This window comes from Pseudomonas sp. 9.1(2019) (genome assembly GCF_009910445.1).
GTDB classification, from domain to species: domain Bacteria; phylum Pseudomonadota; class Gammaproteobacteria; order Pseudomonadales; family Pseudomonadaceae; genus Aquipseudomonas; species Aquipseudomonas paraversuta.
The window spans coordinates 177,268-189,819 of record NZ_VBWF01000011.1 but is presented as its reverse complement, the minus strand read 5'-3'; the positions used below and the strand labels follow the sequence as shown (position 1 = coordinate 189,819).

General features: G+C 58.6%; 11 protein-coding genes. 4 read left to right on the top strand and 7 right to left on the bottom strand.

Going from position 1 to position 12,552, the window contains the following annotated elements:
• Nucleotides 1-77 precede the first annotated feature (77 nt).
• The 3 genes from FEZ21_RS19785 to FEZ21_RS19775 form a co-directional block, all read right to left on the bottom strand.
• A complete protein-coding gene (locus FEZ21_RS19785; RefSeq protein ID WP_160628271.1) occupies nt 78-2,624 on the bottom strand; it encodes a TonB-dependent receptor in 2,547 nt (848 codons plus the stop codon).
• 115 nt (nt 2,625-2,739) lie between these two features.
• The gene (locus FEZ21_RS19780) at nt 2,740-3,678 is read right to left on the bottom strand and encodes a FecR domain-containing protein (RefSeq protein ID WP_160628269.1); all 939 of its coding nucleotides are present in this window, start codon (nt 3,676-3,678) and stop codon (nt 2,740-2,742) included.
• Nucleotides 3,675-4,214, bottom strand: a complete 540-nt coding sequence (locus FEZ21_RS19775) for an RNA polymerase sigma factor (RefSeq protein WP_003441114.1) — start codon at nt 4,212-4,214, stop codon at nt 3,675-3,677. Before FEZ21_RS19775 ends, FEZ21_RS19780 begins: the two co-directional genes overlap by 4 nt.
• 174 nt (nt 4,215-4,388) lie before the next feature.
• On the opposite strand from FEZ21_RS19775, the gene FEZ21_RS19770 reads away from it, so the two are divergent.
• Entirely contained in the window at nt 4,389-4,721 is a 333-nt protein-coding gene (locus tag FEZ21_RS19770; protein WP_127196590.1) for a YegP family protein, read from the top strand.
• Between the two features lie 101 nt (nt 4,722-4,822).
• Here FEZ21_RS19770 and FEZ21_RS19765 read toward each other — a convergent pair whose 3' ends face one another.
• Complete coding sequence (locus FEZ21_RS19765; RefSeq protein ID WP_010655866.1) at nt 4,823-5,710, bottom strand: dihydrodipicolinate synthase family protein; 888 nt, start codon at nt 5,708-5,710, stop codon at nt 4,823-4,825.
• Between the two features lie 31 nt (nt 5,711-5,741).
• A complete protein-coding gene (locus FEZ21_RS19760; RefSeq protein WP_003441123.1) occupies nt 5,742-6,524 on the bottom strand; it encodes an aldolase in 783 nt (260 codons plus the stop codon).
• 149 nt (nt 6,525-6,673) lie between these two features.
• Here FEZ21_RS19760 and FEZ21_RS19755 point away from each other — a divergent pair, with 149 nt between their 5' ends.
• Nucleotides 6,674-7,216 carry a helix-turn-helix domain-containing protein gene (locus tag FEZ21_RS19755; RefSeq protein ID WP_160628267.1) on the top strand — a complete coding sequence of 181 codons (543 nt, stop codon included), beginning with the start codon at nt 6,674-6,676 and terminating at the stop codon, nt 7,214-7,216.
• 40 nt (nt 7,217-7,256) lie between these two features.
• Here FEZ21_RS19755 and FEZ21_RS19750 read toward each other — a convergent pair whose 3' ends face one another.
• Complete coding sequence (locus FEZ21_RS19750; RefSeq protein WP_160628265.1) at nt 7,257-8,282, bottom strand: DUF4917 family protein; 1,026 nt, start codon at nt 8,280-8,282, stop codon at nt 7,257-7,259.
• A gap of 151 nt (nt 8,283-8,433) precedes the next feature.
• Between FEZ21_RS19750 and yiaY the strand changes: the two genes are divergently transcribed.
• Entirely contained in the window at nt 8,434-9,582 is a 1,149-nt protein-coding gene (gene yiaY, locus FEZ21_RS19745) for an L-threonine dehydrogenase (RefSeq protein ID WP_160628263.1), read from the top strand.
• A 132-nt stretch (nt 9,583-9,714) separates the two neighbouring features.
• Here yiaY and FEZ21_RS19740 read toward each other — a convergent pair whose 3' ends face one another.
• Nucleotides 9,715-11,238: a fumarate hydratase gene (locus tag FEZ21_RS19740; RefSeq protein WP_003441135.1), complete on the bottom strand. Its 1,524-nt coding sequence runs from the start codon at nt 11,236-11,238 to the stop codon at nt 9,715-9,717.
• Nucleotides 11,239-11,557: 319 nt separating this feature from the next.
• On the opposite strand from FEZ21_RS19740, the gene FEZ21_RS19735 reads away from it, so the two are divergent.
• On the top strand, nt 11,558-12,496 hold the full coding sequence (locus tag FEZ21_RS19735) for an iron-sulfur-binding ferredoxin reductase (protein WP_160628261.1): 939 nt from the start codon (nt 11,558-11,560) through the stop codon (nt 12,494-12,496).
• Nucleotides 12,497-12,552: the final 56 nt, after the last annotated feature.

Sequence of the window (12,552 nt, the reverse complement as noted above, 5' to 3'; positions counted from 1 at the left end):
TCTCTTGTAGCCGCTGCCGACAGGCTGCATCCGGTGGCGAAGCTGTCCTGAGGTCGGTGTGCGAGGTATCTGCAGTTTTAGAAGAACCGGGTCACGCTGACTTTGGCGTTGCGGCCCTGGCTGTAGGCATTTTCTCCGCTGAGCATCGGGCGATAGCTTTTGTTGAACAGGTTATCCACCGTGAAGTTGACCTCGGTGCCTTTGAGGTAGGGCTGAGTCGGTTTCCAGTTGGCAAACAGGCCCTGTACGTTGTAGCCGTCATTGTCGTAGTGGTCCCAGTAGCGGTCGCCCAGGGCACTGATATCGCTGCTGTAGTAGTTATCGCTCGGCAAGCGGTCAGTCTTGCGCACGAACTCGCCTTTCCAGCCGATTCGGGCATCCCAGGCCGGAATTTTCGTGCCCAGTACGGCCACCCACTTGGGCGCAGGAACATCTCGGGCCCATACGTCGGGGCCCCAGGGGTTGGTGTAGGCGCCTTGGTGTTTGCCGGTCATCCATGCGTACGACAGCGATCCGAAGAGGTAAGTGGCCTCGTAGAAGCTTTCGATCTCAAAGCCCTTGATGGTCACGCTACCAATGTTGCGGTAGTTCGGCATGTTGGGGCCGCAGTCTTGTGTCATGCCGCCTGACGCGGTTTGCGCTGCACAACCCACGCCCGTGGCTTTGAAAATCTCATCGTCGATCTTGTTGCTGAACAGGGTGGTGCGGATCAGTGCGTGGTCGCTGTCGCCAAAGATCTGATCGAACGTGGTGATATTGCCCCCGCGCCAGCCAGTGATGCGCTCCGGTTTGAGGCCGAGGCTGGTGGATGTTCGGCCGCCAATGGCCTGGACTTCGTACTGTTCGTCGATCACCGGGGCGCGCCAGGTTTTGCTGTAGTCGACAAACAGGGCGGTCTGCGGGGTTATTTTCCAGAACGCTGACAGGCGCGGCGACCAGCCGGTGTAGGTTTTGGCGCTGTAGTCATGGCCCAGTTCCAGGTGGTTGTAGTAGGGCGCATCGTTCTCCTGGCCACGATTTCGAACATGGTCATAGCGCATCGACGGCGTCAGAGTGAAATCACCGAGGGTGATGGCGTCCTGGATATAAAAGCTGTTGGTGTCCACCTTGCCGGCGGGCATAAAGCCTGGCTGGTAATGGCCATAGTTGTATTTTTCTACTTCGTAGGTCTTGCCCGGCATCCACATGTTCACATCGCGTTCATGCTTGCGAAACTGCACGCCGGTGGTGATTGCATGGTCCAGGGGGCCGGTGGCAAACAGGCTGATGTTTTCGATCTGGAGCATGTCATCGGTGTAGCCGGTTTCCATCTTGCGCCCGCCGCTGGTGGGCTGGATGAAGGCCTGTTCGCCGCGCTCGTCGGTCTGCTCGGTGTTGGAGTGCGAGTACTTCACTTCCAGATCAAGCAGAGGGTTATCGATGGGCTCGTAGTTGTATTTGGCCGACCAGGTGGTGTCGACGGTCGAACGGGTGGACAGGTAGCGCTGCGAAGCAATGTCGTAACCGTATTTATCGATGTTGGCCTGGCTCGGCGGCGCCGGGTAGCTGACAGCCGAGAACGGGACCCACAAGTGGTTGTTCGATTGCGAGTAGGACATTGCGACGCTGTGCTCGTCGGTCAGGTGCAGGTTGAGCTTGAGCAGTTGCGCATCCAGGTCCTGGGCCGTATTGGGCAGGCGCAAGGGGTTCACCGGGTAGACATTGCCGGGGTTGGGCATATTATCCGCGAGCTTCATGTCATCGCCGTCGCGTTTGGTGTAGTACACCAGCGCATCGGCGCGGCCATCTTCGGTCCGGCCGTAGGCGGCGCCACTGTAGACCTGTTGATGGTCGTTGCTGCTGTAACCGTACTTGAGCATGGCGCCCAGGTCTTTGCCTTCTTCCAGCAGGTCCGGTGCGTCTTTGGTCTCCATGTGCACGACGCCACCAAAACCGCCATTGCCGGTGCGGAAATCGTGGGGGCCTTTTTCGACTGCAAGGCGTTTGATCAGTTCAGGTTCGATGAAGATCGTGCCTTGCTTGTAGCGCTCAAAACCGCTTTTGGTCGCGCCATCAACGGTCATCTGGACGTCTTCGGCTTCGCCCATGCCCCAGATGTTGATGGTCTGGCCGCCCGGTTTCAGGGAGCCGCCGAGGTTGATGCCCGGCAAGGTGGCCAGCAGGCTGGGAATGTTATTGGCCTGATACCTGTTGATTTCGGTTTGGGTCATGGTCGACTTGCCGACGTTGCTGGAGTCGACTTCGTTGCCGTTGCCTACCACGCTGACCGCGCCCAGCTCCAGGCTGTTGCTGGTGGTGATGCCTTCTTCCCGGGGGCGCACAACATAGGTGCGGTCGACCTGGATCAGACTGAAATCCGTGCCTTTGAGCAACCGGTTGATCGCCTCTTGCGGGCTGAAAGTGCCACTTAGGGCCGGGGCTTGCACATTGCGTAACAAGGCTTCGTCAAACAGCAGCTGGATTTTTGCCTGCTGTGCCACATCACTCAATGAGCTGGCCAGCGATTGCGCCGGCAGTTGCAACTGGATCGATTCGGCATGGGCGTGCAGGCTGACCGCCATACACGCAGCGAGCAATCCAGTACGTGTGCACAAGTGCGAGAAGTGATGTGGTGCGCGAAACATGAAATCCCCCGGTGCGGCAACAAAGGCCAAAAAAGACATGCGTTAGCAGACCGAAGGAAGACGCGGCACAAAGAGAAAACCACATATGCGAATGAAAAATATTCGCATATGTTTTTTAGCGGGGCTCGATACGGATTTTTCCGTTATCCAGCAGGTGATTTTTCACCGGGATCAGCGCGGGTAAAGCCTTGACCAGAGCCAAGGGGTCACTGACATCCAGATTGCCCGAGACCTTGTAGCGGCCAAGCGGGCCGTCTGCCAGCTCGATCACCCCGGGGCGGTATAAGTCCAGCTCGTCCACCAGGCTGGCCAGTTCACGATTGCGAAAGGACAGATGCCCGCTGCGCCAGTCAGCCACTTCACCCGGGCTGAGACTTTGCTCCTCAAGCGAGCCTTTGGCGTAGTCGTAAGTGGCACGCTGTGAGGCGCCCAGCAAGGCGGCCGACTTGCCATCGGGGATAAACGCGACTTGCCCGTGGGCGACACTCACCACCAATTGACGCTGGCTGCGGCGCACATCAAAACCGGTGCCGACGACCCGGACCTGCGCATGGCCGGCGTGTACCACCAGCGGCTGTTCCTTATTGGCGGCCACTTCGATATAGAGCTGGCCCCGATCCAGATAGATGTCCCGCTGACTGGCGCTGAAGTCGATGCGCAAACGGGTGTTGGCATTGACGGTCAAGGTGCTGCCGTCGGGCAGTCTGACGGTTTTTGCGTCCTGACTCTGGGTTGCGATCTGTTGTTGATGCAGCTGTACCGGGGTACCGATATTGAGTGCAAACACGGCGCATAACACTGCTGCGGCCGTTGCCAGGGCAAGCACTGAGCGGCGGCGCCGGGGCAGGGGCACGGGTTTATTCAACTGCTTGAGTTCGCCGAGATCGGCCCACAGAGACTCAAATTCGGCATATGCCCGGGCATGGGCAGGGACGGCCTTCCAGCTGTTGAATTGCTCGCTGCAATTGCTGTCGGGTTGATTGCGATTACGCGCAAACCAGGTGGCCGCCTGTGGGTCGATGCTCTCGTGAGCGGTCATTTGAAAAGGGGTCATTGTGGCTGCTCCTTGCCGCTGTCCCGTTGTAAATGTCGCTTGCAGTGAAGCAAGGCAAAGGCAATGTGCTTTTCCACCATGCTGACGGAGATCCCCATACGTTCGGCAATCTGCGCCTGACTCAAGCCTTCAAAACGATGCAGCATAAGGGCTTCGCGGCGTCTGGGCGAGAGTTCTGCGAGCACGGCTTTGAGTTGCTCGAGATATTGCAGGCGTTGTGCGCCAGCCATCGGCTCATCCCTCTCGTCGGTCAGGGGCTCGGGTTGACCCGCACTCTGTTCGCTGTGCACCGCTTGACGTACCTGTTGGCGACGCCAGTGATCGCGTAACAGATTGCGCGCCATCTGGAACAGAAAGGCCCGTGGCTGCTCGACTTTGGCCCGGTCCTGATAACCCAGCCATTGGGTGAATACATCCTGGGTCATGTCAGCTGCATCGCTGGCGTTGTCCGTGCGTTTGCGCAGGAAGTGCAGAATCTGTGTGTAGAACTCGCGCAAGGATTCGGCCACTGGCGGGTCAGGTTTGAAGCGGGACATGAAGATCCTTAAGGATGCAGCGATGCAAACAAGTCGCGAATGGTATCGAGAATTATTGCTATTTGTCTCGCTGGAAATTCATCTTTGCGCTTATTGCGGCGGATAAATGGCTAAATACCCTGTGGCCGCTTTACTGAAGAAGGGAAAAATCCCTACTACAGCAGGAGAGTGGTTATGTCAGGTTGGTACGAGTTGAGCAAAACCAGCAACGGACAGTTCCGTTTTGTCTTGAAGGCGGCAAACGCCGAAACGATTTTGGTCAGTGAGCACTACACCACCCTGGCGGCGGCCAAAGCCGGGATTGCCTCGGTGCAGGCCAATAGCCCCCATGATGAGCGCTATGAGAAGAAGGTCGCCAAAGACGGCAAGCCGTACTTCAACCTCAAGGCGGCGAATCACCAGATCATTGGTACCAGCGAGCAGTACAGCGCCGAGGCGGCGCGGGACAAAGGCATAGCCAGCGTCAAAACCAACGGGCCGACCACGCTGATCAAAGAAAAATTTTGATGACCCCATTGGTCTGAGCCTGCTGGCGAAGGTGTCACTGGGTTTTCAAGGGCAAAGCATCAGTGTCATGTTCGGCAGCAGGCCCGGGTGTTGCGGGAGAGTCAGCGCAGGGTTTTCAAGATTTGCTGCAATTGTGAAACGGCGCTTTCAGACAGTGGAAATACCGGCAGGCGCGGGTCCCCAGCCTCAATGCCGGTAAGGCGCAGACCTGCCTTGATAGTTGCGGGCAAGCCACCTTTTAGAATGAACTGCAGAAGTGGCAATTGGCGATAGAACAGCTCGCGGGCTGTTTTCAGGTCGTTGGCCAGTACCGCTTCATACAACCCCAGATTGAGTGCCGGAATCAGGTTCGGTGCAGCCGTACACCAACCTTTGGCTCCGGCCGCGAACGCTTCCAGTGCCAGCGGGTTGCAACCGTTATAAAACGGGATCTGCCCCTCGCCCAGCTGTTGCAGGCGATGCATGCGCTGAATGTCGCCGGTGCTTTCCTTGACCATGGTGACGTTTTCAACCGCATTGAAAATGCGCAGGATCAACTCGACCGACATGTCCGTACCGCTGGTGGCCGGGTTGTTGTAGAGCATGATCGGAGTGCTGATGCTGTGGCCAATGGCGCGGTAGTGAGCGAGGATTTCGGCTTCGCTGAGTTTCCAGTAGGCGGCCGGCAAGACCATCACCACATCGGCGCCATATTGCTCGGCAAGGCGCGCGCGCCGCACAGCCTTGGCGGTGGTCAGGTCGGACACACTGACTATGGTCGGTACCCTTTTGGCGACATGGGCCAGGGTGAACTGGCTGACTTGATCCCATTCGGCGTCGCTCAAGTACGCGCCTTCGCCGGTGCTGCCCAGGGGGGCAATGGCGTGAACACCGCTGTCGATCAGTTGGTCGATGGAGCGTCCCAGTGCGCTCAGGTCAATCTGTTCGCCGTCGGCGGTAAACGGGGTGATGGTGTAACCGATGATGCCGTGAATGTTTGAGGTCGACATGAAGTATCTCCGTTTCAACAGGTAGGTGGGCTCAGTTCAGGCAATCGGCATGACGACGCAGGTTTTGCCGGGCGTAGTAATTGAATGCGGCAGCGTGACGTTTAGGACGGCTGATCCAGTCATGGGCTTCGCGACCCAGCGCCGGCTCGACGGGTTTGATAGTGCCGGCCGCCATCGCCAGCAGTTGCAGCTTGGCGGCGCGCTCGATCAGTTGCGCGATCACGCAGGCTTCTTCGATGCTGGCCCCGCTCGACAACTGGCCGTGGTGCGAGAGCAGGATCGCGCGTTTGGCGCCCAGCGCCCGGGTGATGATTTCACCTTCTTCATTACCCACTGGCACCCCCGGCCAACCTTGCAGAAAAGCGCAGTCTTCGTACAGCGGGCAGAGATCCATGTGCGACACCTCAAGCGGTACTTCCAGCATCGACAGTGCGGCTACGTGGGTCGGGTGAGTGTGGATGATGCAGTTCACATCCGGGCGGGCGCGGTAGACCCAGCTGTGAAAGCGGTTGGCCGGGTTCGGCATGCCGTGGCCTTCGAGTACTTCCAGGTCTTCATTGACCAGCAGTAGATTGCCGGCAGTTATTTCGTCGAATCCCAGGCCCAGTTGTTGGGTGTAATAGGTGCCGGGTTGTGGCCCGCGAGCCGTGATTTGCCCGGCCAGACCAGAGTCGTGGCCGTTTTCAAAGAGGATGCGGCAGGTCAGGGCCAGCTTTTGCCGGTCAGTCCACGTATTATCCGCCAGCGTATTTTGCATCTGTACAAGCGCTTGCTTGACCAGCTGCTCTTTCGGGAGTGCTAATGTCTTGGCCATGTCGGTGTCCTTTGCAGTGATTGCCGGATTGCCTGCCCCGCAGCCTGGAAAGTGGCGGGGTAGCGTATATGACACTTAAGAGGCTATATGACACAAAGTGTCATTGGCAAGAGAAACCCGCGGCTCCTTTGATGGATTAATTGCTATACATGTCTATCCGATTGAAATTACTCAGAAAAAAACTGGGCGTTACCCTTGAGGTGCTGGCCGAAAAATCCGGCATGACCAAGAGTTACCTGTCCAAAGTTGAGCGCGGGCTTAATACGCCGTCGATCGCCGCGGCGCTTAAATTGGCCAAGGCGCTGAATGTGAACGTCGAGGAGCTGTTCTCGGAGGACAGCGCACGGCTGGACAACTACAGCCTGGTGAGAAGTGATCAGCGCCAGTTGCTGTCGGGCACCGGGCAGTCACCCGGTTATGCAGTGCTGGCGCATCAGGTCAGCGAGCGCAACCTGTTGCCGTTCATGATGTTCCCCCCTTTCGAATTCGCCGATCCCAGCTTCAAGGAGCATGCGGGCGAAGAGTTTTTGTTCGTGCATGAGGGGGCAGTAGAGGTGGATTTCATGACTGAGCGGGTCATTTTGCAGAAGGGCGATGCCTTGCATTTCAACGCCCAAAAGCCCCACCGTTTACGTTCGGTGGGGCAGGTTCAGGCGCAGTTGCTGGTGGTGGTCAATAGCAGGGATGACTAGGGATTGCGGGCCCTTTTCCCGTTGCGGGAGGGGAGCGGATTCAGACCTCCACCGGCACCGAGTGCCTGGTGTAGCCAAGCGGGTGGGTTTTCGAATTATAGAAGCGTAATGTCAGCTTTTTGTCTGCAAATAGCGCCGCGTAGTGGTGCTTCTGAAAGCGGATAAAGGCTTCGTTGCGCGGGTAAATCGAGATCCACAGGGTTTTCAGCGGCGCCTGGCGCAGGGCATCAATCAGGTGCTGATCCTGCTCTCCCAGGCTGTGACCAAAGATGCACAAGCTGTCTTTGTGGCTCATCAACTGTTCATGGCAAAACGACAGGTAATCCGAGTGACGAATGGATTTACGCTTGTCGTCGCTGTTGCTTTCGCTGACAAACAGCGGCACATCGTCCAGGGCGCTGATCGAGTGATTAATCGCGAAGTTACTTAGCAGCACGGGTGGCGTGGCGTTGATCTTGCGCGCCTTGCCTTCCTGGTTTTTCACCAGATGCAGGCCGCCGTGCAGGTAAAGCACGCGGGTGGATTTGCTCTTGCCCAGTGCTGCACCCAGTTCGAAGGTAGCCCCGGGGCTGTCGAACAAGTCATTGAACTGTTTTGGCGCCTGCATCACAGCCCAGGGGGTGAGCAGGTCGTAGTTGGAGCAGTACACCGTGGCGTAGCGCGCCAGCTCCTGGTTCCAGCATGCCAGGGTTTCGGGTTGCATCAGGCGCCAGGGGATATGTACGTCCTGGGTGCTGTTGATCAAGGCTTCCTTGATGGCGTAGTAGCGTTTGCGCGGCGAAGCCGAGTTGATGGCCAGGGCCTTGTTGACCTTGCTTGCGGTTTTGAGTGCACTTAACACGTGCTCGAAATTACGCGTACCCAGTGCTTCGAACACGCTGAGTTCGGTCTGGCTGAGGGGCTTTTCGGCGACGCTTTTGGCTTTTTCGAATAGCGAGTCGTAATAAAAGTCATGCCACACGGCCATGCTTGCGCCGTTACCAATCAGCAGTCCGCTGCACGCTGTGCCGGTGCTCAGTGCATTCCAGTCTTCTAGTTCTGCATCAAATTCCTGGAAGGGGGTCATGGCAAATATCGTCTCAAGGCGGGGGGCAAAGCAGGACTTTATCACGCTCAAGTGTTGAGCCAGATCAACATTGGTGTACCAAAACAGGTTGAAGCTATGCACATGGATTTATTCAGCGTCGCGGGCTGCACCCCGCCTTAGAGGACTCGCCATGATCAGCACATTTTTTATTCCCGCCGTGAACATAATGGGTAACGGTTGTCTGGATGAAGCGATGAGCGCGATTCGCAATTATGGGTTTCGCAAGGCGCTGATCGTGACTGATGCCGGGCTGGCCAAGGCCGGGGTAGCGACGCTGATCGCAGAAAAGCTGGGCTTGCAGGATATCGAATCGGTGGTTTTCGACGGCGCCAGGCCGAACCCGAGCATTGGTAACGTAGAGGCGGGCCTGAAGGTCCTCAAGCAGCATCAATGCGACTTTATTGTCTCGCTGGGCGGCGGTTCGCCCCACGACTGTGCCAAGGGGATTGCGCTGTGCGCCACCAACGGCGGGCATATTCGTGATTACGAAGGCGTCGATCGGTCGGCCAAACCGCAACTGCCGCTGGTTTCGATCAACACCACGGCGGGTACGGCCAGTGAGATGACGCGTTTTTGCATCATTACTGACGAAGAGCGCCATGTGAAAATGGCAATTGTCGACCGCAACGTAACACCGCTGCTGTCGGTCAACGACCCGCAACTGATGGTGGCAATGCCCAAGGGGCTTACGGCTGCGACCGGTATGGACGCGCTGACCCACGCCATTGAAGCCTATGTGTCGACGGCGGCCAACCCGATTACCGATGCCTGTGCAATTAAAGCCATGGAGCTGATCAGTCAGAACTTGCGTCAGGCAGTATCCGACGGCAAGGATCTGACCGCCCGGGAGAACATGGCCTACGCGCAGTTCCTGGCGGGCATGGCGTTCAACAATGCGTCGCTGGGGTTTGTGCACGCCATGGCGCACCAGTTGGGTGGCTTCTATGACTTGCCGCACGGGGTGTGCAACGCGGTACTGCTACCCCATGTGCAAACCTTCAACGCTCATGTATGTGCGGCTCGCCTGACCGACGTGGCCCACGCGCTGGGCGCCGATGTCCGGGGTTTGAGTCCGGAGGAGGGTGCGCAAGCAGCCATTGCGGCGATTCGGACCCTGGCCAAGGATGTTGAAATTCCGGCGGGGCTGCGGGATCTGGGGGCCAAGCTGGATGACATCCCGATTCTGGCAACCAACGCGCTGAAAGACGCCTGTGGTTTTACCAACCCGCGCAAGGCAGATCAGGGGCAGATTGAAGAAATCTTCCGTAACGCGTTTTAACATCCCGCAGGAGCGCACTTTTTAGCGCAGCAACGAAAAGCTCGCGAGCCAGCTCGCTCCTACAGTGAAGTGGCATAAAAAAACGGCCGGGTGATTAACCCGGCCGTTTTTTTGTGTCTGGCTTAGAAGGGCTTACTGCACTTCAACGGCCAGGCTTTCGCTGATTTTCTTCTGCCAGATTGCCGGGCCGGTGATGTGCACCGACTCGCCTTTACTGTCGACAGCCACGGTAACCGGCATGTCTTTTACGTCGAACTCGTAGATCGCTTCCATGCCCAGTTCGGCAAAGGCGACTACGCGGGATTTCTTGATGGCCTGAGCCACCAGATACGCTGCACCGCCAACCGCCATCAAGTACACGGCTTTGTGGTCCTTGATCGCTTCGATAGCGGTCGGGCCGCGCTCGGATTTGCCGATCATGCCCAGCAGGCCGGTCTGATCCAGGATCTGGCGGGTGAACTTGTCCATCCGCGTGGCTGTGGTCGGACCGGCAGGCCCCACTACTTCGTCGCCGACCGGATCAACCGGGCCCACGTAATAGATGAAGCGACCCTTGAGGTCGACCGGCAAGGTTTCGCCGCGGTTGAGCATTTCGACCATGCGCTTGTGCGCAGCGTCGCGACCGGTGAGCATTTTGCCGTTGAGCAAAACGGTCTCGCCCGGCTTCCAGCTTTGCACGTCTTCCGGGGTCAGGGTGTCCAGGTCTACACGGCGTGCCGATGGACCTGCTTCCCAGACGATTTGCGGGTAGGCGTCCAGCGGTGGTGCCTCGAGTTCGGCCGGGCCGGAACCGTCGAGCACAAAATGCGCATGGCGGGTGGCCGCGCAGTTCGGGATCATGCACACCGGCAAGGAAGCGGCGTGGGTCGGGTAGTCCATGATTTTTACGTCGAGCACGGTGGTCAGGCCGCCAAGGCCCTGGGCGCCGATGCCCAGCTGGTTGACCTTCTCGAACAGCTCAATACGCATCTCTTCGATACGGCTGGACGGGCCGCGCTTGATCAGGTCGTGGATGTCGATGGATTCCATCAACACTTCCTTGGCCATTACCGCTGCTTTTTCAGCCGTGCCGCCGATACCGATGCCGAGCATGCCCGGTGGACACCAGCCTGCACCCATGGTCGGAACGGTCTTGAGTACCCAGTCAACGATCGAGTCGGACGGGTTGAGCATGGCCATTTTCGACTTGTTTTCGGAGCCGCCGCCCTTGGCTGCTACGTCCACTTCCACGGTGTTGCCCGGAACGATGGAGTAGTGGATAACTGCCGGGGTGTTGTCCTTGGTGTTGCGACGAGCACCGGCCGGGTCGGCCAGGATCGAAGCCCGCAGGACGTTTTCCGGGAGGTTGTAAGCGCGACGCACGCCTTCGTTGATCATGTCGTCCAGGCCCATGGTGGCGCCGGTCCAGCGCACATCCATGCCCACACGCACGAATACGGTGACGATGCCGGTGTCCTGGCAAATCGGGCGGTGGCCGGTGGCACACATGCGCGAGTTGATCAGGATTTGCGCCATCGAGTCACGGGCCGCTGGCGATTCTTCGCGCAGGTAAGCCTCGTGCATGGCCTGGATGAAGTCCACGGGGTGGTAGTAGGAAATGAACTGCAGGGCGTCAGCAACGCTCTGAATCAGGTCGTCTTGCTTGATCACGGTCATGGGTCGCGCTCCTCTATAAGACGGGAACATTCAATAAGGTGTTTGCGACCTGGGTCTATCGGTCTGTCGAAAACATCTTTGCTGGGCATACCGGGCACGGAGGGCCGGTACAAAAAAGGCGCGGCAGTATAACCCGGCGTACGACTTGATACACCTGCGGGGGGTATAAACGAAGGTCGGGGGTATTTGTAGCCGCTGGCGAAGGCTGCGCCGGACCTTGGCTTTTCATATTCGGGGCCGCTGCGCGGCCTGTGGCAGGCAGCGGCTACAGGCTTATCGGATTATCATGCAGCACTGAACCTCTTACAGGACATATGAAGTGCCCGAGTTACACGTCGCTGACCGGCGCTGGTCGGTTCCCCAGGATGCCAATTTGCTCGATAGCCTCAATCAGGCCGGTGTGGCGGTGCCTTACAGCTGCCGTGCCGGCAGTTGCCATGCCTGTCTGGTGCTTTGTGTGCGTGGCGAGCCGGCCGATCTCAAGCCCGAGGCACTGAGCCGCGCCCAGCGCGAACAAGGCTGGCGCCTGGCCTGTCAGTGTCAGGTGGTGGAGGACTTGCAGCTTGAAGCCTTCGATCCGATCCGCGATGGCTTGCCCGCCGAGGTGCTGAGTGTCGACTGGTTGAGCCCGACGGTGTTGCGCTTGCGGTTGTTGCCCGGGCGTTCGCTGCGTTATCGCGCCGGTCAGCATATGGTGTTGTGGACAGCCAGCGGTGTCGCGCGTCCGTATTCGCTAGCCAGCCTGCCGGATGAAGAGCGGTTTCTGGAGTTCCACCTCGATTGCGCCCATGCCGGTGAGTTTGTCAGCGCCGCGCGTCAGTTGCGGGTTGGCGATCCGCTGCGGTTGGGGGAGCTGCGTGGCGGCGCCCTGCGTTACGACCCCGACTGGCAGGAGCAGCCGCTCTGGCTGCTGGCGTCCGGCACCGGGCTGGGGCCGTTGTATGGCGTACTGCGCGAGGCGCTGCGTCAGGACCATCAAGGGCCGATCCGTCTGATCCATGTGGCCCGGGATGCCGCTGAACACTACCTTAAGGCTGAACTGCAGGCGCTGGCGGCCGCTGAGCCAAATCTGCAGGTCGAGTGGGTCGAACGTGCCCGGCTAGCGGACTTTCTGGCCGGGCTGAGGGTGGATTCGCGCCAGACCCATGCTTTGGTCTGCGGTCACCCCGACAGTGTCGAGGCCTTCGCCAAGCGTTTGTTTCTGGCGGGGCTGGCGCGTAACCGGCTGCTGGCAGACGCCTTTTTAACCCGCAGCTGAACGCAAGTACGACTTAAGCCCTCTACAGTGGGAGGCTGTCTGACTGTAGAAACCTA